22 protein-coding genes are annotated in these 21,971 nt (G+C 67.9%); 16 read left to right on the top strand and 6 right to left on the bottom strand.

Annotated features, from left to right (window positions below; genetic code table 11):
• Nucleotides 1–127 precede the first annotated feature (127 nt).
• Entirely contained in the window at nucleotides 128–1,471 is a 1,344-nt protein-coding gene (locus AC1DDO_RS12105) for a M16 family metallopeptidase (RefSeq protein ID WP_441409420.1), read from the top strand.
• A gap of 182 nt (nucleotides 1,472–1,653) precedes the next feature.
• Entirely contained in the window at nucleotides 1,654–2,139 is a 486-nt protein-coding gene (locus tag AC1DDO_RS12100) for a DUF1579 domain-containing protein (RefSeq protein WP_441409421.1), read from the top strand.
• A gap of 45 nt (nucleotides 2,140–2,184) precedes the next feature.
• Here AC1DDO_RS12100 and AC1DDO_RS12095 read toward each other — a convergent pair whose 3' ends face one another.
• From AC1DDO_RS12095 to moaA, 3 genes are all read right to left on the bottom strand, one after another.
• Nucleotides 2,185–2,466 (bottom strand): hypothetical protein, encoded by a 282-nt coding sequence (locus tag AC1DDO_RS12095; protein ID WP_441409422.1) that lies wholly within the window; start codon nucleotides 2,464–2,466, stop codon nucleotides 2,185–2,187.
• 123 nt (nucleotides 2,467–2,589) lie between these two features.
• The gene (locus tag AC1DDO_RS12090) at nucleotides 2,590–2,856 is read right to left on the bottom strand and encodes a MoaD/ThiS family protein (RefSeq protein ID WP_476971897.1); all 267 of its coding nucleotides are present in this window, start codon (nucleotides 2,854–2,856) and stop codon (nucleotides 2,590–2,592) included.
• Between the two features lie 7 nt (nucleotides 2,857–2,863).
• A complete protein-coding gene (gene moaA / locus AC1DDO_RS12085) occupies nucleotides 2,864–4,003 on the bottom strand; it encodes a GTP 3',8-cyclase MoaA (RefSeq protein WP_476971896.1) in 1,140 nt (379 codons plus the stop codon).
• A 132-nt stretch (nucleotides 4,004–4,135) separates the two neighbouring features.
• Between moaA and AC1DDO_RS12080 the strand changes: the two genes are divergently transcribed.
• From AC1DDO_RS12080 to AC1DDO_RS12050, 7 genes are read left to right on the top strand one after another with little or no spacing between them, the layout of a single operon-like run.
• Complete coding sequence (locus AC1DDO_RS12080) at nucleotides 4,136–4,897, top strand: response regulator transcription factor (protein ID WP_476971895.1); 762 nt, start codon at nucleotides 4,136–4,138, stop codon at nucleotides 4,895–4,897.
• Nucleotides 4,884–6,362: a sensor histidine kinase gene (locus tag AC1DDO_RS12075; RefSeq protein ID WP_476971894.1), complete on the top strand. Its 1,479-nt coding sequence runs from the start codon at nucleotides 4,884–4,886 to the stop codon at nucleotides 6,360–6,362. The genes AC1DDO_RS12080 and AC1DDO_RS12075 overlap by 14 nt, the downstream gene beginning before the upstream one ends.
• Nucleotides 6,363–6,397: 35 nt before the next feature.
• Nucleotides 6,398–8,119 carry a molybdopterin-dependent oxidoreductase gene (locus tag AC1DDO_RS12070; RefSeq protein WP_476971893.1) on the top strand — a complete coding sequence of 574 codons (1,722 nt, stop codon included), beginning with the start codon at nucleotides 6,398–6,400 and terminating at the stop codon, nucleotides 8,117–8,119.
• Between the two features lie 26 nt (nucleotides 8,120–8,145).
• A complete protein-coding gene (locus AC1DDO_RS12065; RefSeq protein ID WP_476971892.1) occupies nucleotides 8,146–9,369 on the top strand; it encodes a molybdopterin molybdotransferase MoeA in 1,224 nt (407 codons plus the stop codon).
• Entirely contained in the window at nucleotides 9,357–9,878 is a 522-nt protein-coding gene (moaC, locus tag AC1DDO_RS12060; RefSeq protein ID WP_476971891.1) for a cyclic pyranopterin monophosphate synthase MoaC, read from the top strand. Before AC1DDO_RS12065 ends, moaC begins: the two co-directional genes overlap by 13 nt.
• Nucleotides 9,875–10,387, top strand: a complete 513-nt coding sequence (locus AC1DDO_RS12055) for a MogA/MoaB family molybdenum cofactor biosynthesis protein (RefSeq protein ID WP_476971890.1) — start codon at nucleotides 9,875–9,877, stop codon at nucleotides 10,385–10,387. The genes moaC and AC1DDO_RS12055 overlap by 4 nt, the downstream gene beginning before the upstream one ends.
• Nucleotides 10,377–10,886: a molybdenum cofactor biosynthesis protein MoaE gene (locus tag AC1DDO_RS12050; RefSeq protein WP_476971889.1), complete on the top strand. Its 510-nt coding sequence runs from the start codon at nucleotides 10,377–10,379 to the stop codon at nucleotides 10,884–10,886. The genes AC1DDO_RS12055 and AC1DDO_RS12050 overlap by 11 nt, the downstream gene beginning before the upstream one ends.
• A gap of 56 nt (nucleotides 10,887–10,942) precedes the next feature.
• On the opposite strand, the gene AC1DDO_RS12045 is transcribed toward AC1DDO_RS12050, so the two are convergent.
• A complete protein-coding gene (locus AC1DDO_RS12045) occupies nucleotides 10,943–11,401 on the bottom strand; it encodes a Clp protease N-terminal domain-containing protein (protein WP_476971888.1) in 459 nt (152 codons plus the stop codon).
• Nucleotides 11,402–11,409: 8 nt separating this feature from the next.
• Nucleotides 11,410–11,613 (bottom strand): helix-turn-helix domain-containing protein, encoded by a 204-nt coding sequence (locus AC1DDO_RS12040; protein WP_441409431.1) that lies wholly within the window; start codon nucleotides 11,611–11,613, stop codon nucleotides 11,410–11,412.
• Nucleotides 11,614–11,758: 145 nt separating this feature from the next.
• Here AC1DDO_RS12040 and dapB point away from each other — a divergent pair, with 145 nt between their 5' ends.
• Nucleotides 11,759–12,517: a 4-hydroxy-tetrahydrodipicolinate reductase gene (dapB, locus tag AC1DDO_RS12035; RefSeq protein WP_476971887.1), complete on the top strand. Its 759-nt coding sequence runs from the start codon at nucleotides 11,759–11,761 to the stop codon at nucleotides 12,515–12,517.
• A 5-nt stretch (nucleotides 12,518–12,522) separates the two neighbouring features.
• Entirely contained in the window at nucleotides 12,523–13,005 is a 483-nt protein-coding gene (locus tag AC1DDO_RS12030; RefSeq protein ID WP_476971886.1) for a hypothetical protein, read from the top strand.
• A gap of 136 nt (nucleotides 13,006–13,141) precedes the next feature.
• Here the strand turns inward: AC1DDO_RS12030 and AC1DDO_RS12025 are convergent, their stop codons facing one another.
• On the bottom strand, nucleotides 13,142–14,395 hold the full coding sequence (locus AC1DDO_RS12025) for a heparan-alpha-glucosaminide N-acetyltransferase domain-containing protein (RefSeq protein WP_476971885.1): 1,254 nt from the start codon (nucleotides 14,393–14,395) through the stop codon (nucleotides 13,142–13,144).
• A 384-nt stretch (nucleotides 14,396–14,779) separates the two neighbouring features.
• On the opposite strand from AC1DDO_RS12025, the gene AC1DDO_RS12020 reads away from it, so the two are divergent.
• From AC1DDO_RS12020 to AC1DDO_RS12000, 5 genes are all read left to right on the top strand, one after another.
• A complete protein-coding gene (locus AC1DDO_RS12020; RefSeq protein ID WP_441409435.1) occupies nucleotides 14,780–15,073 on the top strand; it encodes a hypothetical protein in 294 nt (97 codons plus the stop codon).
• A 127-nt stretch (nucleotides 15,074–15,200) separates the two neighbouring features.
• Entirely contained in the window at nucleotides 15,201–15,965 is a 765-nt protein-coding gene (locus tag AC1DDO_RS12015; protein ID WP_476971884.1) for a carbon-nitrogen hydrolase family protein, read from the top strand.
• 104 nt (nucleotides 15,966–16,069) lie between these two features.
• Nucleotides 16,070–16,978, top strand: a complete 909-nt coding sequence (gene dapA, locus AC1DDO_RS12010) for a 4-hydroxy-tetrahydrodipicolinate synthase (RefSeq protein WP_441409437.1) — start codon at nucleotides 16,070–16,072, stop codon at nucleotides 16,976–16,978.
• Between the two features lie 60 nt (nucleotides 16,979–17,038).
• Nucleotides 17,039–18,730, top strand: coding sequence for a ribonuclease J (locus tag AC1DDO_RS12005; RefSeq protein ID WP_441409438.1), 1,692 nt, complete (start codon nucleotides 17,039–17,041; stop codon nucleotides 18,728–18,730).
• Between the two features lie 271 nt (nucleotides 18,731–19,001).
• Nucleotides 19,002–21,956 carry an FtsK/SpoIIIE family DNA translocase gene (locus AC1DDO_RS12000; protein WP_476971883.1) on the top strand — a complete coding sequence of 985 codons (2,955 nt, stop codon included), beginning with the start codon at nucleotides 19,002–19,004 and terminating at the stop codon, nucleotides 21,954–21,956.
• Nucleotides 21,957–21,971 lie beyond the last annotated feature (15 nt).

Here is a 21,971-nt window from a genome sequence, read left to right as displayed (position 1 = left end):
TAACAACGGTTAACACCCGGTTAGCCCAGGGGAGATGCCTGGGCCTGCCTCCGCCGGCACAGTGGTCCGCTGGTACGATGGCAGGCAGATTTGATGCGTTTTTTGACGGTTTTATGGAAAGGCCTTGATGACAGTCGTCCCCCTGCCGCTTGAGCAGAATCAGCACGCAGACACCCTGATCCACGGAGCCGACGGCGGTTCCGAGGTTCGCCGCTCGGTCCTTCCCGGTGGCGTCCGTGTGTTGACCGAGGCCATGCCCGGCCAGCGGTCGGCAACGATCGGTTTTTGGGTCGGCGTGGGTTCGCGCGACGAGGCCCCCGGGCAGCACGGCTCCACCCACTTCCTGGAACACCTGCTGTTCAAGGGCACCAAGCGCCGCACCGCCCTGGAAATCGCCTCGGCCTTCGACGAGGTGGGTGGGGAATCGAACGCCGCAACGGCGAAGGAGAGCACCTGCTACTTCGCCCGCGTGCTGGACAGCGACCTTCCCATGGCGATCGACGTTATCTCGGACATGATCACCGGCGCCGTCCTGGACCCGCAGGAGATGGAGCAGGAACGCGACGTCATCCTCGAAGAGATCGCGATGGACAGCGATGACCCGACCGACGTCGCGCATGAACACTTTGTGTCCGCCGTCCTGGGGTCACACCCCCTCGGCCGCCCGATCGGCGGCACACCGGCAGCCATCCGGGCCGTGGCACGTGACTCCGTGTGGGACCACTACCGCCGCTACTACCGTCCCGACGAGCTCGTGGTCACCGCGGCCGGAGGCCTGGACCACGACGTCGTCTGCGGGCTCGTGGTGGATGCCCTGCACACCGCCGGCTGGAACCTTGAGCCCGCTGCCGCGCCCGTTCAGCGCCGGTCCACAGAGCGCGCCGCGATCACCGGCACCGCCGGCCTGCATGTGGTGAAGCGGCCGGTGGAACAGGCCAACATCATCATGGGCTGCCCGTCGCTGGTGGCCACCGACGGCCGCCGCTTTGTCATGAGCGTGCTCAACGCGGTCCTCGGCGGCGGCATGTCTTCGCGGCTCTTCCAGGAGGTCCGGGAGAAGCGCGGCCTGGTCTACTCGACCTACTCCTTCGCCTCCTCCTATGCCGACGCAGGCTATTTCGGCATGTACGCCGGATGCACGCCGTCGAAGGTCCGGCAGGTCATCGAGCTGCTCGGCGCCGAACTGGACAAGCTGGCCGCGGACGGCATCTCGGACGAGGAGCTCCGCAAGGCCGAGGGGCAGCTGTGTGGCGGAATCGTCCTGGCGCTTGAGGACACCGGATCGCGGATGTCCCGGCTGGGCCGCGCGGAGCTGGTGTCCGGCGAGTACCAGGACATCGATGAAACCCTGCGCCAGATCAAGGCCGTCACCGCCTCGGAGGTCCAGCAGCTCGCCCGTGAGCTGGCGGCCGCGCCGCGGACCATCACCGTGGTCGGCCCATTTGAGGAAACCGAGACATTTGGGCTGTAGGTAATTCCCGGGCCCGTGCCCGGGAGGTGCTTCTGTACACGGCAGCATCTTTACACCGGCACATCTTTAGACTGGCACATCATTAGGCTGGCACATCTTTACACCGCGGCACGCCCGGCGTGATGATAAGGGCGGGGTCACTCGGGAGGAACTCCGTATGGGAGGACCCCTGGAAGGAAGACATGGACCGGCCACTGCCAGGCAGTGCAGTCGAGGCGCTTGAGGGTTTTCTGGGCCGGTGGACGGGGACCACGCACTGGGAGGCGACGGCGTGGGGTCCTGCGCGCAGCGCGGACACCGAGATCATCTTTTCCCTGGCCGCCGCCGGGCTGGCCGTCACGCACAGCTACCGCAACACGGATGCGGACGGGACCCGTTCCGAAGGCCATGGTGTTTTCACCATGGACCCGGACCACCCGGACACCTTGTGGTATCACGTCAACAGCATGGGACTGCCGCCCGAGGCTCCGGCGCGCGCCAGCCTGGAAGGTGGCACGCTGACCGTGGAACGGCGCAGCGACCGCGGCACGGCACGGCACACCTTCCGGGTGGACGACGGCGAACTGACTCACGCGGCCGGGCTCCGCCTGGGCAAAGCCAGCGACTTCACGCCTTTCATGACCAGCGTGTGCCGGCGGGTCGCCGAGGGCGCCTCCATCCCGGCCTAGGCCCGCCCCCGGCCTGAGCCGGTCACCCTGGCGAAGCCTGCGCTCTCAGGATGCGGCCTCGAGGATCCTGGTCTTTGGAGCCCCTTGCAGGGCCGGGGCGACGTCGGCGGAGTTCCAGACCTTCGCCTGAAGGTTGGCCAACATTGTTTCCGCCTGATCGCGCTGTTCGAAATCCAACTCGACCACCACATAGAGCGGGTCGTCCACCGGGCGGCTGATCCGGTACGCCGTGACCCCGGACGCTGCGCGGTTCACCGGGTCGCGGTCGAAGGCCGCTTTCCACATGCCGAAGTCCTTGATCCCATGCTCGATCTGCAGTGTGAACATGCCGCTCTCCTCATTGATGTTTGTCGCCTGCCACGGGGATATTCCACACTCTAGGACCGGTCTGGTCCACGCGATAGCCCCGGAATCCGGGAAAGCCTTCCCGGATCCACGTCCCGGCGGCGCCTACCCGCCGGCGAACGGCGGCAGCACATCCACGATGTCGGCCGGCTTGAGCGCCGCGGCGTGGTCGTGCACGGCAACTTCGTTGAGCAGGAAGCTGGAGCGGGACAGGATGCGGGCCAGCGGCGGCGTGCCGGCCGGCGGCTCGGGGCGCTCGACGGCGAGGATCGCCTCCAACAGCGAGGCGAGCGTGTCGCCGTCGTCGAGGTCGAAGCGTTCTTCATCCACGCCGGCGGCAGCGCGCGCGGCAGCGAAGTAGCGTACGTTCACGAAAAAGTCAGCCTCCGATGGCGCTCATGCTGCGGTCTGGCTGGACGAAGTCGGGGGCGTCGAGGCCCACGTGGTCCATGCCATGGGCCTTGGGCTTGATCCACATGGCATCCTGCCAGCGTTCGGTGAGCTGTTCGTCGCTTGCGCCCTCACGCAGCAGGCCCAGCAGGTCCACTTCCTCGCGCGAGAACAGGCAACTCATGATCTTGCCCTCGGCCGTGATGCGGGTCCGTCGGCAGTCGGAGCAGAACGGCTCCGTGACCGACGCGATGATGCCCACGGTGCCGAGGACGGGGCCGGTGGCCTGGTCGGTGCCGGGAACACGGGCCCGGACTTCGAACCGTTCGGCCGGGGCGCCGTCGCGGTCCCGCGGGTCGGAACTGAGCACGTAGTCGGCGGAGAGCAGCTCGCGGATCTCCGCGGCTGTGATCATGTTCCGTCGGGTCCAGCCGTGGTCCGCGTCGAGCGGCATCTGCTCGATGAAACGCAGTTCATAGCCGCGGTCCAAGGCCCAGGCCAGCAGGGCAGGCGACTCGGCGTCGTTGATCCCGCGCATGAGCACGGCGTTGAGCTTGACCGGTCCCAGGCCAGCAGCCCAAGCGGCATCGACGCCGGCGAGGACCTTATCCAGGAACGGGCGGCGGGTCAGCTTCGTGAAGGTTTCCTCATGCAGTGAGTCCAGCGAGACGTTGATCCGGGTCAGTCCCGCGGCCTTGAGCCCGGCGGCCTTCTTGTCCAGGCCGACGCCGTTGGTGGTCATCGAGATCGGCAGCCCCGGGTGGGCCCGGCGGAGCGCGGCGATGATGTCCACCAAGTCCGCGCGCACTAGCGGCTCGCCGCCGGTCAGCCGCAGTTCACGCACGCCGAGCATGTCCACGCCGATCCGCACGATCCGGACGATTTCCTCCGCGGACATCACCGCCTGCTTGGACAACCACTCCAGGCCCTCGGCCGGCATGCAGTACGTGCAGCGCAGGTTGCATTTGTCCGTCAAGGACAGCCGCATGTCCGTGGCACGGCGGCCGTAACGATCGACGAGCCCGGCGGGCAGGCCCTCGGGGCGCCCGGGCAGTGGGGCTGCAGCAGCTTCGCCCGTTCCGGGACTGCCTGCCACGCGGGGCTGGGGCATACCCAGTTGAACTGTCATAGTGTCAGGCTACGCCACGTGCCGTCCCACGTCACAGCCGCATGACGGCACGGATATTACGTGTTCGGGAAGGATGTCCTGCGGGGATCCGGAGCCCTGCCCGCGGCGGGACCGCGAACCTATGCTGGAAGCGTGAACAAGACCCAGCCGGCCCCGGACGCAACGGATCACCGGCGCATCCTGCTCGTCGAGGACGAGCCGACCATCGCCGGAGTGGTCCGTGACTACCTCGTCCAGGCGGGCTTCCAGGTGGACCTCGCCGCCGACGGCTTCACGGCCCTGCGCCTCGCAGCCGAACGCCGCCCGGACCTGGTGCTCCTGGACCGGATGCTGCCGGGCCTGGACGGCGTGGAAGTCTGCCGGCGGCTCCGGGCGACGCACAGCGTCCCGGTCATCATGCTCACGGCGCTCGGAACGGAGGATGACCGGATCCTGGGGTTGGAAGCCGGCGCGGACGACTACGTCACCAAGCCGTTCTCGCCCCGCGAGCTGGTACTGCGGGTACGCTCAGTCCTGCGCCGGAGCATTCCTGAATTCAGCCCGGAGCCCCCGGTCGAGGTGGGCGGCTTTGACCTCAGCCCGGCCGCGCGCACGGTGTCCCGCCATGGCAAGCCGCTGGCCTTGACCGCCCGGGAGTTCGACCTGCTGGCCTTCATGCTCCGCCGTCCCCGGCAGGTCTTCAGCCGCGAAGAACTGATGAAAGCTGTCTGGGGCTGGGACTACGGCGACCTGTCCACGGTCACGGTCCATGTACGGAGGCTGCGGGAGAAGATCGAGGACGACCCCACCCGCCCTTCCGTCCTGAAAACGGTCTGGGGAGTGGGCTACCGGCTGGACCCCAGCGACTCCAGCGACTCCAGCGAAGAGGAAGAGTCCGCCGGTGCAGATCTCTGAACTGCTCACCATCGTCGGCTGGGCCGTGGCCTGGGGAGCCGTGATCGGGGCCGCGTCGCTGCTTATCCTCAAGCCGCTGCGCAGGGCATCCTTCGCGGTCCAGATCTGCGTGGTGGTGCTTGCCGCCGTGGCGGTCCTGACGGCCGGTATGGTCAGCGCCTTCAACGCCATGTTCATTTCGGCACGGGATCTCGAAGTGATGTGGTACGTCCTGGCCGTGGCCTCGGCGGTTGCTGTGGCCATCGCCCTGGTGCTGGGATCGCGGGTGTCGCGCAACGCCAAGGAACTGGCCGAGGCCGCCCGGAGCATCGGCCGCGGCGAGAGCCCCGGCATCCAGTCCGCGGTCATGAGCCACGAACTTGCCGCCCTCGCGGCCGAACTCGAATCCAGCAGCAGGATGCTGGAGGCATCCCGGCAGCGGGAGGCCGCCATCGAGAACGCCCGCCGCGAGCTCGTCAGCTGGATTTCGCACGACCTCCGGACTCCGTTGGCGAGCATGCGGGCCATGGCCGAGGCCCTGGAAGACGGCATGGCGGCGGACGTTCCCGGCTATTACCGCAAGATCATCGCGCAGACCGACCTGATGGCCGGCATGGTCAATGACCTCCTGGAGCTCTCGAAAATCCACGCCGGAACGATGCGGCTCAAGGCCGAGCCGCTGGACCTGTACGACCTCGCCAGCGACGCCATTGCGGACCTCGCCGCGCTGGCGGAGCAGCACGGCATTACGCTCGACGGCGGCGGGCGCCGCGAAAGCCTGGCCCTCGCCGACGGTCCCTCGATGGGGCGCGCCATCCGGAATGTTGTGCTCAACGCCATTGTCCACAGCGCGCCCGGGTCCCATGTCACCGTCGAAGTTGGCAGGGACGGGGACCGGGCCGTCGTCGCGGTTACTGACGGCTGCGGCGGAATCCCGGAAGCGGACCTCCCGCACGTGTTCGAGACCGGCTGGCAGAAGGACCCGGCCCGGAGGCGGGCCGGCCGTTGGGCCGCCCCGGAAGGCCCCGGGATGGTCAGGACCGGGATGGACGGAATTGGGCTGGACGGAACTGGGATGGATAGGACTGGGCTGGGGAGCGCTGGGGTGCCCGAGACGGATGAGCCGGCGGGCGCCAAGCGTTACAGCGGGGCGGGGCTGGGCCTGAGCATTGTCGCCGGAATCGTCAGCGCCCATCAGGGCACGGTCACCGTTGAAAACGTCGACGGCGGATGCAGGTTCTCGCTGTTGCTCCCCGGGCAGGCTTCAGAGGGGCAGGCTTCAGAGGGGCAGGCTTCAGAGGGGCAGGGTTCAGACAGGCAGGGTTCAGACAGGCAGGGCTCAGACGGGCAGGGCTCCGCCGAACAGAGAGCCGCAGGGCACCCAGCGGACGCACAAGCTTCCGTTGAGCCGGCCGCCGGGGGAGTGCCGGGCAGGATTCCGCAAGGCTCGGCGGACGACAACATACGGACAGGACGGACACAGTGAGCAGCGGCGTGGGCTTTGACGGTCAGGGGCATGAAATGGGCGAGACAGTCGCCGGCACGGAACAGCAACGGACGGGAACGCAGGCGCAGCAGGGTCCAACCGGGCAACCGAGTTCCCCCGAATCGAGTACCTCCGAATCGACAACCCCGGAATCGAGGACCCCCGAACTGCGGACCCCAGGACCAGGGGCCCAGCAACGGCATGCCCGGCGACGGCGCGATTTATGGGCTGCCGCGGCCGGGCTGGTGGCTGTGGGGACCGCGGTGGTGCTCGGTGAGCTCACGGCCAGCCTGGTGAGCCCCACGGTTTCCCCGGTGACGGCCGTTGGCGGGGCAGTGATCGATACCGTGCCGCCGGGCGTCAAGGAGTGGGTCATCTCGCTGTTCGGCACTGCGGACAAAGTGGCACTCCTCGGCGGGATGGCGCTGGTCATCGCCGCGCTCGCGGCCCTGTCCGGGGTCCTTGAAGCGCGGCGCCGTTTCGCCGGGGTGGTTCTGATTGCGGTGTTCGGCGTTGTGGGCCTCGTGGCCGTGCTCAGCCGGGCCGACCTGACCGCCAACGGTATCCCGGTTCCGGTGCTCGTGGCGCTGGTGGGAATCGCGCTGCTGCGGTGGCTCATCCGGAAACTGCTGGAGTGGCAACCCCTGGAGACCGGAGCCACGGTAGACACAGCAGGTGAAACCGGGCCTGCCCGGCGCCGTTTCCTCGTGGCCCTCGGCGGGACCGCCGCGGTTGCCGCCGTCGTCGGTGTGCTCGCCTCCACCCTCAGGGGAGCGGCCGCCGTCGTCAGTGATGTGCGCAGCAAGCTGGTCCTTCCGGCGCCCGCCTCTCCCGAGCCGCCCGTACCCGCGGGAGCCGAGATCCGGCTGGCCGGCCTGAGCCCGCTGGTGACGCCAAACAGGCAGTTCTACAGGATTGACACTGCCCTGCGGGTCCCGCTGGTGGACCCACAGGAATGGTCCCTGAAGGTCACGGGCCTGGTGGATCGGGAGATCGAACTCGACTTCGCCACCCTCCTGGCCAAACCGATGACGGAACGCCACGTGACCATAGCCTGCGTCTCCAACGAGGTGGGCGGGGACCTGATCGGCAATGCCCGCTGGCTCGGCTGGCCGGTCCGCGAACTGCTCGCCATGGCCGGCCCCAAAGCCGGGGCGGACATGGTGCTGTCACGCAGCACGGACGGCTGGACGGCGGGCACCCCGCTCGAGGCCCTCACCGACAACCGGGACGCCCTGCTGGTCGTGGGAATGAACGGCGAGCCGCTCCCGCTGGAGCACGGGTTCCCGGTCCGCATGATCGTGCCCGGGCTGTATGGCTACGTCTCGGCCACGAAGTGGATCACCGAGCTGAAAGTGACCCGCTACGCGGACGACGTCGCCTATTGGACACCCCGCGGCTGGAGCGAACGAGGGCCCATCAAGACATCATCCCGGATTGACGTGCCGCGCGACGGGCAAAGCGCGACGGCGGGGACGGTGGTGTTCGGCGGGGTCGCGTGGGCACAGCACACGGGCATCGGCAAGGTGGAGTTGCGCATCAACCGCGGCGACTGGCACCAGGCCGAGCTGGCCCCGGGCATCTCCAAGGACACCTGGTACCAATGGAAGCTGGCGCTTCCGCTGACGCCGGGCCAGTACGAGGTCCAGGTCCGGGCCACCGCACTGGACGGGGTGCCGCAAGTGGAGGAGTCCACGCCGGTCGCGCCGAACGGAGCCACGGGTTACCACACGGTTAGAGTTGACGTGAAGTCCTAGCGAGCCGAGCAAAGGTCAGGAAACGCATGCACCGCACCGAGACAAGGCATGTCAGCGTGGAAGCACACCGGGACAAGGTGCGTGCACTGCTGGCGCCGCTCCTCACCGAAGCGCGGATGGAGCGCCTCCCGCTGCTCGACGCCTTGGGCCGGGGACTGGCCGCCGACATCGTGGCGCCCCTGGACCTTCCGCCCTTTGCCAATTCGCAAATGGACGGCTTCGCGATCCGCAGCGCCGACGTGCCCGACGGCGGCACGGAACTGCGCGTCGTCGCGCCCGTCCCGGCCGGTGCCTCACCCGTGGAACTTGCCGCCGGCACGGCGGCCCCGATCATGACCGGGGCGATGATGCCGGCCGGGGCCGACGCCGTCGTTCCCATCGAACAAGCCCTGCCCGATTCCTTCCCCGTGCCCGGGGAGCCCGCCACGGTCCGGGTGCCGGCGGCGGCCGCGGGCACATTCGTGCGCGCCGCCGGCAGCGACATCCGCTCCGGCGAGCTCGCCCTCGGCGCCGGGACCTTCCTCGGGCCGGGCCAGCTCGGACTGCTGGCGGCAATGGGCTACACGGAGGTGCCGGTCCGTCCATCCCTTCGGGTCCTCCTGGTCACTACCGGCGACGAAGTCGTGGAACCAGGCAGCCCGCTGGGACCGGGCAAGATCTTTGACTCCAACAGCACGCTGCTCGAGTCCGCCATGCGCCAGGCCGGGCTCCAGGTCACCCGGACCGGCGTCTCCGCGGACCGGCCGGACGAGCTCGCCGAGCTGTTGCGCCGGCATGGGCCCGCCGTGGACCTGATCGTCACAACCGGCGGCGTCAGCAAGGGTGCCTACGAGGTGGTCCGGCAGGCCATGGCGGATCACGACGTCGAGTTCGGCGCCGTGGCGATGCAGCCCGGCGGCCCGCAGGGAATCGGCAGCTTCGACGGTGTCCCTGTGCTGGGGTTCCCCGGCAACCCGGTGAGCTGCCTCGTGTCCTTTGAAATGTTCCTGCGCCCAGTCCTCACGGAGCTGATCGGCGCCCCGGCGCCCCGGCCCTCCGTCCGCGCCCGCCTCGCCGCGCCGCTGACCTCCCCGCCGGGCAAGCACCAGGTCCGGCGCGGCACGCTGGCTCCCGACGGCACAGTCCGGCTGGAGGGCGGCGCCGGCTCACACCTGGTCCATGCCCTGGCTCGTTCCAACGCCTTGGTCCACGTCCCCGAGGGAACGGCAGTGCTCTCTGCGGGCGATGAAGTGGAAGTATGGATCCTGTGAATGAAGCAGAAAACGCTGGAGCGGATGCCGCCTCAGCGGACCACCCCCACCTGACCCACCTCCGCCACGACGGCACGGCGCAGATGGTGGATGTGTCCAACAAGGCGCAGTCCACCCGGGAGGCCACGGCCACCGCGACCGTCCGCAGCACGGCCGAGGTCCTGTCTCTCCTCGGCGGCGGCGAGCTTCCCAAGGGCGACGCCCTGGCGGTGGCCCGCATCGCCGGAATCATGGCGGCCAAGAAGACGCCGGACCTCATCCCGCTGTGCCACCCGCTCCCGATCGCCAAGGTCACCATCGACTTTGAGCTCGACGCCGACTCCGTGACGATATTTGCCACGGTCAAGACCCGCGGTGTCACCGGGGTCGAGATGGAGGCACTGACTGCCGCGTCGGTCGCGGCACTGAGCGTGTACGACATGATCAAGGCCGTGGACAAACACGCGGTCCTGACCGACATCAAGGTGCTCGCCAAAAGCGGCGGCAAGAGCGGGGACTGGACCCTATGAACATGCCCGAACCGCACCGCCACGGCGAAGCCACCGGGCGGAAGGCCGGCGTCGTGATCGCCTCCACCCGGGCGGCCGCCGGCATCTACGAGGACCTCACCGGTCCGGTCATCGTCGACTGGCTGACCGAACACGGCTTCGAACCCTATCCGGCCATGGTGGTCCCCGACGGCGCGCCCGTGGGAGCCGCAATCCGTGCCCTGCTGAGCCAGCAGCCGGCCGTCATCATCACCAGCGGGGGAACGGGCCTGAGCCCCACCGACGCCACGCCTGAGCAGACCCTGCCCCTGCTGGACCGGGAAATCCCGGGCATCATGGAGGGCATCAGGAACGCCGGCATGGCCAAGACGCCGATGGCCATGCTCAGCCGGGGCCACGCGGGCGCGGCAGGGCAGACCTTCATCGTGAACCTGCCCGGATCCCCGAAGGGCGTGATGGATGGCCTGGGCGTGCTGGATCCCATTGTTGGGCACCTCTGCGACCAGCTGGAAGGAAGCCATGGGCACTGACACAGGATTTGAAATCGTTCATGCCGTGCTGAGCGCCGAGCCCATTTCCGTGGAGCAGGCCATCGCGGCGGTCGAGTCGGACACCGCAGGCGCGGTGGTCAGCTTCAGCGGCGTCGTCCGCAACCACGACGGCGGCAGGCAGGTTTCCCGGCTCAGCTACAGCGCCCACCCGACCGCGCACCAGGTGATGGTCGACGTCGTCGCCGGGCTCGTGGCGGAGCACTCGGTCCCGGCGGTCCCTGACCGGGCGTCCGATGCCGCCGACGCCGGCGCCGAAGGCTCCGGGGAGCAGCAGCCGGTGCGGATCTGGGCAGCCCACAGGATCGGGATGCTGGAGATCGGCGACCCTGCCCTGGTCTGTGCCGTCTCCGCGGCCCATCGCGGCCAGGCGTTCGCGGTTTGTGCCGAACTCGTGGACCGGATCAAGGCCCAGGTGCCGATCTGGAAGGAACAGTTCTTCGCCGACGGCACTGTCGAATGGGTCGGCGCCGGCGAGTAGGCACGGGACAGTGTTCGCCACTGGACCCGGCCGTGGCTCGCCTTCAGGAGGCAGAGTCAGGAGTCGAGGACCCTGCGGCGGGCCGCGGCCCGGTCGACTCCCAGTTCCTTCAGGAGCGAGGCCGCCGGATCATGTTCGTCGCGGTCCAGCAGCGACAGCAGAAGATTCGCGGTGGTAATATGTCGCGATTTCTGGGCAATGGCGTACCGCAGCGTGCCTTCGATTACCGACCGGGCCCCTGAGCTGAACGGCGGCTTCTTGCCGCGGCTGGGCATGGTGGCGCGTTGAAATCCCGTCGCGTCTATTCCGATTGACGCGAGTGCCGTGCGGTCCAGCGACGCTACCGCCGCCCTGGCCTGATCCAGCGTGATACCAAGGGTGCCGGCCGGACCTGGATCGTGAAGCGCCCCCAGGAGCAGATGATCCGTGCCCAGCCGCTTGTCGCCGCTGTAGCGGGCCTCTTCCATTGCAAAGCCAACGATCCTGCGGGTGTCGTCGGCGAATCGCTCAAACATGATTGATCTCACTCTCGGTATTTTGCGTGGACGGACTGCCTCGAGACGCCCAGGGCGTCCCCGATCTGCTCCCAGGTCCAGCCCTGTTCTCGGGCTGCCCTTACCTGCGCTGCCTCGACCTGTTCCGCCAGGCGATGAAGGGCGCCGACCGCCCGCAGGCCGACCGCGGGGTCAAGCGAATGAATATGCGCGGACAGGTCGTCAGGTTCCATGCTTGTCAGGTTAGACTGACAGACTAGTTTCGTCAATCCAGCCTGACAGGCTAGGAAAGGGGGCGGCCGGAGCCCGGGCGGGGATGGTCTGTAACCCGGGCCGCCGGTTCAGGAAGGCGACGGCCCCGGCGGTAGGGTTGATGGCATGACCGAACAACTCTCCGTCGCCGTGCTGGGCGCCAGCGGGCGCATGGGCGCCGAAGCCGTGAAAGCCATCGACGCCGCCGCGGACCTGACGCTCGTCGCAGCCCTTGGCCGCAACGATTCCCTGGACACGCTGGTCAGCTCCGGCGCGCAGATCGTGGTGGACCTGACCGTCCCCGAAAGCACCGAGGCGAACGTCCGGTTCGCCGTCGAGCACGGCATGCACGCCGTGGTGGGCACCACCGGCTGGGATGCCGGCCGGCTCGCGGGGCTGGAGGAACTCCTTGCCGACCGCCCCGGCGTCGGTGTCCTCATCGCCCCGAACTTCGCCCTCGGTTCGGTCCTGGCTTCCGCCTTCGCCGCCAAGGCGTCCAAGTACTTCGACTCCGTTGAAATCATTGAGCTGCACCACCCGGACAAGGTGGATGCCCCCTCCGGGACGGCCGTGCGAACGGCCCAGCTGATCGCGGCCGAGCGGACCGCCGCCGGAGTGCCCTCCAGCCCGGATGCCACTACCACCGAGCTCGCGGGCGCCCGCGGCTGCGACGTCGACGGCGTCCGGGTCCACAGCGTCCGGCTCCGCGGCCTGGTCGCGCACCAGGAAGTCCTGCTGGGCGGTCCGGGGGAGCAGCTGACGTTCCGCCACGACTCCTTCGACCGGGCCTCGTTCATGCCGGGCGTGCTGCTGGGGATCCGAAACGTGACCGCGCGCCCCGGTCTCACCATGGGGCTCGACGGCTACCTGGACCTGGGGATCTGAGTCCCGTGTCCGCTGCTCTGACTGCCCTGAAAGCCAACCGCACCAAGATCTGGGTGGGTGCCGTCACCCTGCTGCTCGTGTTCTACCTGGTGGTGTCCCTTCAGCGTTCCGTGCTCCTGATGACCGACCCCAGCCTCGTGGCCAAGGCAATCGGCGTCGCCTACCTGGTGCTGCCGGTCATCGGAGCCTGGGCGCTGATCCGGGAGCTGCTGTTTGGTGCCCGCACCGAGCGGTTGGCGAAGATCCTCGAAGCCGAGGGGGGCCTGCCCGAGGACACGCTGCCGCGCACGCCCGCCGGCCGGATCATCCGCGAAGCAGCGGATCTCGAATTTGAGAAGTACCGTGCCGAAGCGGAAGCCGCCCCCGATGACTGGCGCTCCTGGTTCCGGCTCAGCTGTGCCTACGACGCCGCCGGAGACCGCAAGCGGGCCCGTGCCTCGATGCGCGACGCCGTCCGGATGTTCCGAGCAGAGGCCCAGAAGCCGTAGCGGGACCCAGCGATAGCAGGACCCGGCAGCGGCTAGACCTGGCGATAGCTAGACCTGGCAACAGCTAGACCTGGCTGAAGCGGGAAGCTGAGGCGCGGCCGCGGTAATTGGCGCCTGGACCTGCCGGCACCTGGACCTAGCGGAAGCGGGATGTCTGGCGGATGGGGGCCGGCTGGTAGCGGCCCACCTGGTTGGCCGCATGGGTCACCCACTCCAGGGGCCCCCGCCAGGCCAGCGCCGCGAAGACCCCGCCGACCAGCAGCATTCCGAGCGCCTGCGCCCAGTACACGCCCTCCACGGTCCATCCGGGCGCCAGCGGCTGATCGTGGAGGGCCGCCATGATGCACAGATGGGCCGTGTACAGGCTAAGAGTCATGGCCCCGATTCCACGGATCGGGAGCAGCAGGTCAAGCTCCACCCATTCGCCCAGCCGGCCCAGCAGGAGGCACGCGCCGATCACGGCGGCGGCCACCCCCGAGGTGTGCAACAGATCCAGCGTGGTTCCCGCGTGCGGTGCGCTGGTGGCCAGCCACCACGCGGAGCCTGACTGTTCGACGCCGGCAAGGTTGACCTGCAGCAGGCTCTCCAGCGGGTAGGCGGGATCGCCGATCTGTGCCTCCAGTGCGCGCCGGCCGCCCCAGTCCTCCATCATGACTGTCCCCAGCCACTTGGAGCTGACGGCCACTGCGGTCCCGGCGGCCACCAGCAGGAACGGCACGGCTGCTTTGGACAGCGCCAGCCGTCCGATCGCCAGCCCCACCAGGAGATAGGCGATCCACTGCAGGACCGGGTAGTAGCCGGCGAGGAAGATGTCGCCCAGCAGTCGTGCCGGTGTGGCCAGGTCCTCCCAGCCGGGGTTGTGCCCCAGCCGCAGCGGGGGGTCGGCGGACAGCAGCCAGGGCCGCAGCAGGTAGGCCAAGGCGGGGGCCGCCAGGATCCAGCCGGCGGCGAATGCGAGCAGGCGTTTCAGGCCGAGCCCGACAAAGGGCAGCACGCACAGGAACAGGACGGCGTAGTGAACCAAAATAATGGCGATGTTGACTTCCAGCCCGCCCAGGGAGAGCCCGACGGCGCCGATCACGAGCGCCCTGAGGGCGATGCCGCGCCGTGCCGCCCGCAGCTCGGTGCCCTCCAGCGGTTGCTGCTTCCCCGTCGATAAGGCGAGACCCACACCGGCCAGCACCGCGAACAGGGCGGCTGCCCGCCCGGAAAACACAAGCCCGATCCAGGTGGGGGTCAGCTGCGGGTTCGACTCAAACGTGGCCAACACGTGGGTGGCCATCATGGCCAGCAACGCGAGCCCGCGGGCGGCGTCAATGCCGACCAGCCGGGCGCCGGAGGAAGTGCCCCTGACGGTCCGGGAAGCAGTCGGTGTTCCGCGCGTGGCCATCTTCTGATGGTCTCATGTTCGGCCGGGCCGCAGCTTCAATTCCTCCCCCCGGAAAGCCTTGTGTTCGAATATATGTTCGAATACAGTGAGCGCATGAACAACGCCTCCGAGCCCACATTCCTGACCCCAAAGTCTTCAGGGCGACAGTCTTCAGACCGGCAGTCTTTAGGCCGAGAGGTTTCAGGCGGAACTTCTTCGGGGCGGGAATCGCCGGGCCGGGAGTCAAAGTCAACAGGCAAAGCATCCCCAGGTCAGGCCGTGACGGGCCGGGAACTGACGGGTGGGGAAAGTCCGGATCGGCAATTCGCCGGCCCGGAACGGAACAGCGCCCCACCTGGGGGACCTTCCCGCGGCGGCGAAGCCGTATCAGGAGTCCTCAAGGCCATGAGCCCGGGCGTGGTGGACTTCCTCTTCCGCCGGTTGGTCGCCGGAGAGCCGGCAGAGGATGTCCAGTGGGGAAGCGAAGGAACGGCCCTGGACATGCAGCCGCCGGGAGCGGAACTGGCGCGGCGGCTGGCCGAAACAGACCTGGATGCCCTCACGCCAACGGAGTTGTTCCATTACGTGCGGGCGGCCCAGCGCCTTGCAGCGTGGGCGGAGGTCCTGCGGGAAACCGCCGTCGAGCGCTACTGCTCGGCTCCTGCGGCACCCTCCGGCGGGGCTGCCGCTTCGACCTGAGGTGGTGTGAGCGGCAGCCGGCCTGAGCAGCCGGCCTGAACAGCCGGTCTGTGCAGCCGGCTAGTCGCCGGTGTGACCTGGGGCGCAGTTTCTGATTATCGAAAGAGGAGGTGCCTAGGATGGCAGGGTGACCACTAGCTCAATCACTGATCTGACGCTTTCCGTCGTCCAGTACGAGGCCCTGGATGGCGGCGTTGCCGCGAACGTACCCGAACACATCCGGCTGATCGAGGACGCGGACTCGCACGGGGCCCGGCTGGTCATCTTTCCCGAACTCTCCCTGACCGGGTACCGGCTGGACCTACTGGAGGGCCCGCAGGAGTGGGTGAACGCGGCTGACCCGCGGCTGGACGGCATCCGGGAAATCTGCCGGCACACCGGAATTACCGCCGTGGTCGGAGCCGCGTTCAAGGAGGAGGACGGCAGGCCGCGGCTGGCCTCCCTCGCCGTCCATCCCTCGGGCGTCATCGACGCCAGCTTCAAGACGCACCTCCATGGTGCGGAACGGGATCTCTTCGTTGCCGCCAGCCATCCCGCGGTCCTGGAGATTGACGGCTGGAAGGTCGCCTTGGCAATCTGCTTCGACGCCGCCCGCCCCGGCCACGCCGAATGGGCCGCCGCTGCCGGTGCGGACATTTACGCCGTCTCGGCTCTCTACACGGCCGGCGACGACCACCGGCTGGGACTGCATCTTGGCGCCCGGGCCATGGACAACCGGATGTTTTCCGTCCTGGCCAACCTCGCGGGGCTCACGCCGCTCGGAGCCTCCTGCGGGCTGAGCGGGTTCTGGGGTCCGGACGGGCTTTCGTTCCGGCAGGCCCATGGCACCGGCACCGAGGTCTTGACGGCAACCCTCCAACACAGTGTCCTGACGCGGTTTAGGCGGCCCTGAGCCGGGACAATCGGCGGAAACGTGACGCGGGGGCGGGCGAGTTTGACGTTCGTCACACCGCCGCCATTGTCCTAACATGCCGCGGACAAGGTAACGTTTTTCATATGGCTGACTCTGATATTCGCTCTTACACGTTCGGGACCCTCGTGACTGCCATGGTCACTCCTTTCACTTCGGACGGTGAGGTCGACTACAAGCAGTCAGCGGAGCTGGCGAGCAAGCTCGTCGACGACGGCAATGATGCCCTCGTTATCTCCGGCACCACGGGCGAGACCTCGACGCTCGAGGACGACGAAAAAGAGAAGCTCTTCCGCGTTATTGTCGAGGCCGTCGGCGACCGGGCCAAGGTTATTGCCGGAACCGGCACCAACCACACGTCCCACTCGATTGAGATGGCCAAGCGCGCCGCCAAGGCGGGAGCCCACGGCCAGCTGATCGTCACGCCGTATTACAACAAGCCGAGCCAGGCCGGCATCCAGGCGCACGTCGAGGCCGTGACTGACGCAGCGGACCTTCCCGTCATGGTCTACGACATTCCTGGCCGCGCCGGCGTGGCCATCGAGCCGGAGACCATGATCCGGCTCGCCGACCACCCGAAGATCGTTGCCCTGAAGGATGCGAAGGCCGATTTCGCCGCCGTCACACGGGTTCTGGCGAACACCGATCTTGATGTCTACTCAGGCGATGACGGCCTCACGCTGCCGTGGATGGCCGCCGGCGCCGTCGGCCTGGTCAGCGTCTCCGCGCATGTCGCGTCGCGGCAGTTCCGCGCGCTGATCGATGCCGCCCTTGCAGGCGATTTTGCTACCGCCCGCACCATACATTTCGAACTGGACCCCGTGGTCCGCGCAGTGATGACCCACATTCAGGGTGCTGTCGCTGCCAAGCAGGTTCTTAAGTGGCAGGGAGTCCTGCCCAACTCGGTTGTCCGTTTGCCCCTCGTGGAGCCGGGCGAGGCCGAGATCGCAATCATCCGCGAGGATTTGGCGGAAGCGGGGATGGTCTTTTCCTGATCCGGAGCCACTCCTGATCGTTAAGAACCAGCCCGGCATCTGCCTGGAAAGTAGTGCACTATGACCCAAACCGCCCTTCCCGGCCTTGTCACGCCGCCGCGTCTCCCGAAGAACACCCTGCGGATCGTGCCGCTCGGCGGACTCGGGGAAATCGGTCGCAACATGACCGTCTTCGAGATCGATGGCAAGCTCCTCATCGTTGACTGCGGGGTGCTCTTCCCCGAGGAGACCCAGCCAGGTGTCGACCTGATCCTGCCCGATTTCTCCTACATCGAGAACCGCCTCCAGGACATCGTCGCCGTCGTCCTGACCCACGGTCACGAAGACCACATTGGCGCCGTCCCCTACCTCCTGCGCCTGCGCGCCGACATCCCCATCGTGGGTTCGCAGCTCACGTTGGCCCTCATCGAGGCCAAGCTGCAGGAACACCGGATCAAGCCCAACACGAAGATTGTCGTCGAGGGTCAGGTCGAGAAGTACGGCCCCTTCGAATGCGAGTTCGTCGCCGTCAACCACTCCATCCCGGACGCCCTGGCCGTGTTCCTCCGCACCTCGGGCGGCACCGTGCTGCACACCGGTGACTTCAAGATGGACCAGTTGCCGCTCGATGGCCGCATCACCGACCTCCGCCACTTCGCCAAGCTGGGCGAAGAGGGCGTGGACCTGTTCATGTCGGACTCGACCAATGCCGACGTCCCGGGCTTCACCACCGCCGAGAAGGAAATCGGCCCCACCCTGGACCGTTTGTTTGGGCAGGCCTCCAAGCGCATCATTGTCGCTTCCTTCTCCTCGCACGTGCACCGCGTCCAGCAGGTCCTCGATGCTGCCGCCAACCACAACCGCAAGGTCGCCTTTGTGGGCCGCTCGATGGTCCGGAACATGGCCATCGCCGCGAAGCTTGGCTACCTGGAGGTGCCGGCCGGGATCCTGGTCGACATCAAGAACATCGACAACCTCCCGGACAACCGCGTGGTGCTGATGTCCACCGGTTCCCAGGGCGAGCCCATGGCGGCCCTGTCCCGCATGGCCAACGGCGACCACCGCGTCGTCGTCGGCGAGGGCGACACCGTCATTCTCGCCTCGAGCCTTATCCCGGGCAACGAAAACGCCGTCTTCCGCATCATCAACGGCCTGCTGAAGCTCGGTGCCGACGTCATCCACAAGGGCAACGCCAAGGTGCACGTCTCCGGCCACGCCGCCGCCGGTGAACTGCTCTACTGCTACAACATCCTTGAGCCGCTCAACGCCATGCCGGTGCACGGCGAGACCCGCCACCTCATTGCCAACGGCAAGATCGCCCTCGAATCCGGCGTACCGGAGGAAAGCATCCTGCTCGCGGACAACGGCACCGTGATCGACCTGCGCGACCACCAGGCAGACATCGTCGGCCAGGTCGAGGTCGGTTTCGTCTACGTTGACGGCTCCAGCGTGGGCGAAGTCACCGAAGCCGACCTCAAGGACCGCCAGACCCTCGGCGATGAAGGCTTCATCTCGATCATCACCGTCATCCACCGCGCCACCGGCAAGGTGGTGTCCGGTCCGGAGATCCACGCCCGCGGCGTGGCGGAAGACGATTCCGTCTTTGACGAAATCATCCCCAAGATCAACGAGGCCCTCGAGGAAGCCGTGCAGAACCGCACGGACCACACGACGCACCAGCTCCAGCAGGTTGTCCGACGCGTCGTGGGCACGTGGGTCAACCGCAAGCTGCGCCGCAAGCCCATGATCATCCCGGTGGTCCTTGAGGCGTAAGCCTCAGGTGGTTCGCCGGGCGTAAGCCTCAGGTGGTTCGCCGGGCGTAAGCCTCAGGTGGTTCGCCGGGTGTAAGCCTCAGGTGGTTCGCCGGGCGTAAGTACTTTCTGCGTACCGGGCACATGCCTGGAGAACGGCCTTCCCGGCCAGCCGCAGCCTAAGGGCTGAGGCAGGCGGGGGAGGCCGTTTCCCGTTGCGGCGGCCGGCAACATGATCCCGGCCGCCCCGGAAATTCGGGGTTTTCTGGCCGGCATCCGGTACCGTGGCGGGTATGGCGACTCGTACTTCTTCCGCGCCTAGAGGAAACTCAAGCGGCAAATCAGGCAGTTCTCCCGGCCGGGGGTCCAGTCCCGCCGCATCCAAATCCGCCCGGCCGCGGACCACGGCAGGTAGGACAACAGCCACGGCGCGGACGCGGCAGTTGCCTGCGGTGGAGGCACGCCAGCCCTGGGTCGTACGCGTGCTGGCCGGCGCCTGGCTGGGTGTCGCCCACGTGATCGGCGCGGGCATCCGGCGGGTCGGCCACGACGTCAGCGACCTCGCACCGGAGGACCGCCGGGACGGCGCCGCCCTGTTCAACCTTGCCCTGGCCATATTTGTCGCCACTTTCGCGTGGTGGGGGTTCCAGGGCTGGCTCCCCGATCTCATCTTCGCGATCGTCAACGGCACGTTCGGCTGGATGGCCCTGCTTCTGCCCCTGATGCTGTTCGTGTGCGCGTTCCGCCTGTTCCGCCAGCCCGACGACGGCCGCGGGAACAACAGGATCGGCATCGGCTTCCTCATCATGACCTTCGCCGGGACCGGACTGGCCCACATCATCGGCGGACAGCCGACGGTCGCGGACGGTTTCGACGGCCTGCGCAGGGCCGGCGGCATGCTCGGCTACCTCGCCGCAGCCCCGCTTGCGGCCCTGCACCCCGCCGTCCCCGTGGTGGTATACGGCCTGCTGGCCTTCACCTCGCTGCTGATCGTCACCGCGACTCCTTTCGGCGCCATCCCGGGCCGGCTGCGGGACGCGTACGAGCACCTGATGGGCATCGACCTGCAGGACGACGACGCCGACGACCGGCACGACCGCAGTTACCTGTACGAGAACGACGCCCCGGCCGCGCCCAAGAAGAGGCGCAAGCGCCTCTTCGGCAAGGACCAGGAGGACGAGTCCGGCCTGGAAGGCTATGTCGGCGATGAGGCGTTCGAGCGTGCCCTCATCGCGGATGAGGAAGCGGGCGACGCGCCCCGCGCCAAGGGCGCGAAGGGGGCCAAAACGCCGTCGGGCGCCGCGGCCGATGTCGCTCCCGGCGTCCGCCGCCCCACCCAGGCCGAGATCGCCGTCGAGAAGATCAAGGCCGCCCAGGGCCTGGGCGCAGCAGCATCAGCGGCCGGTGCCGCGGGGTCCAGCGGCGAGGGCGCCACCGAGGCCATTCCGCTGGTTACTCCCGGAATGGTGGCCGCCGGATCACTCAATGCCGCCGCCGTGGCCGCGGCCGTTCCGGCGAACCCGGTCGCGCCGGCACCCCTGCCCACCCCGATTCCGCAGCGCACCGAACAGCTGTCTCTGGCCGGCGACGTCACCTACACGCTGCCGGCGTCGGACGTGCTGACGCCCGGGTCCATCCCGAAGGAACGGACCGAGGCCAACGACGCGATTGTCGCCTCGCTGACCGAGACCCTCAACCAGTTCAACGTGGAAGCGCAGGTCACCGGCTTCAGCCGCGGTCCCACCGTGACCCGTTATGAAATCGAGCTGTCCCCGGGCACCAAGGTGGAACGCGTCACCGCCCTGTCCAAGAACATCTCCTACGCCGTCGCCAGTTCCGATGTGCGCATCCTCAGCCCCATCCCGGGCAAGTCCGCCATCGGCATAGAGATTCCCAACACGGACCGCGAGACGGTATCCCTGGGCGACGTGCTGCGAAGCCAGAACGCCCGCCGCACCGACCACCCCATGGTCATGGGGGTCGGCAAGGACGTCGAGGGCGGCTACGTCGTGGCCAACCTCGCCAAGATGCCGCACTTGCTGGTGGCCGGTGCCACCGGCGCGGGCAAGTCCTCGTTCGTGAACTCGATGATCACCTCGATCCTGATGCGGGCCACACCGGACGAGGTCCGCATGGTCATGGTGGACCCGAAGCGCGTGGAACTCACGGCTTACGAAGGGGTCCCGCACCTCATCACGCCGATCATCACCAATCCGAAGAAGGCAGCCGAGGCCCTGCAATGGGTGGTCCGCGAAATGGACGCCCGCTATGACGACCTCGCCAATTACGGCTTCAAGCACATCGATGACTTCAACAAGGCCGTCCGGGCCGGGAAGGTCCACCCGCCGGTCGACTCCAAGCGCGTCATCAAGCCCTACCCGTACCTGCTGGTGATCGTGGACGAACTCGCCGACCTCATGATGGTCGCCCCGCGCGACGTCGAAGACTCCATTGTCCGCATCACCCAGTTGGCCCGCGCGGCCGGCATCCACCTGGTCCTCGCCACCCAGCGCCCGTCGGTGGACGTCGTGACCGGCCTGATCAAAGCGAACGTGCCCTCCCGCATGGCCTTCGCCACGTCCTCCGTCACCGACTCCCGCGTGGTCCTGGACCAGCCGGGCGCCGAAAAACTCATCGGCCAGGGCGACGCCCTGTTCCTGCCGATGGGTGCATCCAAGGCGATGCGCGTCCAGGGCGCCTGGGTCACCGAGTCCGAGATCCACAAGGTTGTCGAACACGTCAAGGGCCAGCTCAAGGCCGTCTACCGAGACGACGTCGCGCCGGAGGCGCAAAAGAAGCAGATCGACGACGACATCGGGGACGACCTCGAGGTGCTGCTGCAGGCCACGGAGCTCGTGGTCACCACCCAGTTCGGCTCGACCTCGATGCTGCAGCGCAAGCTTCGTGTCGGCTTCGCCAAGGCCGGCCGCCTCATGGACCTCCTCGAGTCCAGGGGAGTGGTGGGCCCCTCCGAGGGTTCCAAGGCGCGCGACGTGCTGGTCAAACCGGACGACCTCGCCGCCGTGCTGGCCGCGATGAAGGGGCTCGACGCGCCCGCCGCCGCCGACTCCCAGACGGCGGCCCTGAGCGATAACGCCAATGCGAACATCGCCCAGGGCGGTTACGCGGAGGACCTCGTGGCGGCCGACCTAGAGAACCGCACCCAGGCCATCGAGTACCACGACGGCGCCGACGGCGGCTCCGACGAGGACGGCTCAGAGGACGCCTGGTCGCTCACCGGACGCTAGCGAGGGAAGCGGGTA

The organism is Arthrobacter sp. 10N43 (genome assembly GCF_056394525.1).
Note: the sequence above shows the minus strand (reverse complement) of the source record. Positions and strands in the feature narration are given on the sequence as shown.

Excerpts from the sequence above, each read along its gene's own strand:
- AC1DDO_RS12105 (WP_441409420.1), top strand. The coding sequence starts at position 128 with ATGACAGTCGTCCCCCTGCCGCTTGAGCAGAATCAGCACGCAGACACC.
- AC1DDO_RS12100 (WP_441409421.1), top strand. The coding sequence starts at position 1,654 with ATGGACCGGCCACTGCCAGGCAGTGCAGTCGAGGCGCTTGAGGGTTTT.
- AC1DDO_RS12095 (WP_441409422.1), bottom strand. The coding sequence starts at position 2,466 with ATGTTCACACTGCAGATCGAGCATGGGATCAAGGACTTCGGCATGTGG.
- moaA (WP_476971896.1), bottom strand. The coding sequence starts at position 4,003 with ATGACAGTTCAACTGGGTATGCCCCAGCCCCGCGTGGCAGGCAGTCCC.
- AC1DDO_RS12070 (WP_476971893.1), top strand. The coding sequence starts at position 6,398 with ATGGGCGAGACAGTCGCCGGCACGGAACAGCAACGGACGGGAACGCAG.
- AC1DDO_RS12065 (WP_476971892.1), top strand. The coding sequence starts at position 8,146 with ATGCACCGCACCGAGACAAGGCATGTCAGCGTGGAAGCACACCGGGAC.
- moaC (WP_476971891.1), top strand. The coding sequence starts at position 9,357 with ATGGATCCTGTGAATGAAGCAGAAAACGCTGGAGCGGATGCCGCCTCA.
- AC1DDO_RS12055 (WP_476971890.1), top strand. The coding sequence starts at position 9,875 with ATGAACATGCCCGAACCGCACCGCCACGGCGAAGCCACCGGGCGGAAG.
- AC1DDO_RS12050 (WP_476971889.1), top strand. The coding sequence starts at position 10,377 with ATGGGCACTGACACAGGATTTGAAATCGTTCATGCCGTGCTGAGCGCC.
- AC1DDO_RS12045 (WP_476971888.1), bottom strand. The coding sequence starts at position 11,401 with ATGTTTGAGCGATTCGCCGACGACACCCGCAGGATCGTTGGCTTTGCA.
- AC1DDO_RS12040 (WP_441409431.1), bottom strand. The coding sequence starts at position 11,613 with ATGGAACCTGACGACCTGTCCGCGCATATTCATTCGCTTGACCCCGCG.
- dapB (WP_476971887.1), top strand. The coding sequence starts at position 11,759 with ATGACCGAACAACTCTCCGTCGCCGTGCTGGGCGCCAGCGGGCGCATG.
- AC1DDO_RS12025 (WP_476971885.1), bottom strand. The coding sequence starts at position 14,395 with ATGGCCACGCGCGGAACACCGACTGCTTCCCGGACCGTCAGGGGCACT.
- AC1DDO_RS12020 (WP_441409435.1), top strand. The coding sequence starts at position 14,780 with ATGAGCCCGGGCGTGGTGGACTTCCTCTTCCGCCGGTTGGTCGCCGGA.
- dapA (WP_441409437.1), top strand. The coding sequence starts at position 16,070 with ATGGCTGACTCTGATATTCGCTCTTACACGTTCGGGACCCTCGTGACT.
- AC1DDO_RS12005 (WP_441409438.1), top strand. The coding sequence starts at position 17,039 with ATGACCCAAACCGCCCTTCCCGGCCTTGTCACGCCGCCGCGTCTCCCG.
- AC1DDO_RS12000 (WP_476971883.1), top strand. The coding sequence starts at position 19,002 with ATGGCGACTCGTACTTCTTCCGCGCCTAGAGGAAACTCAAGCGGCAAA.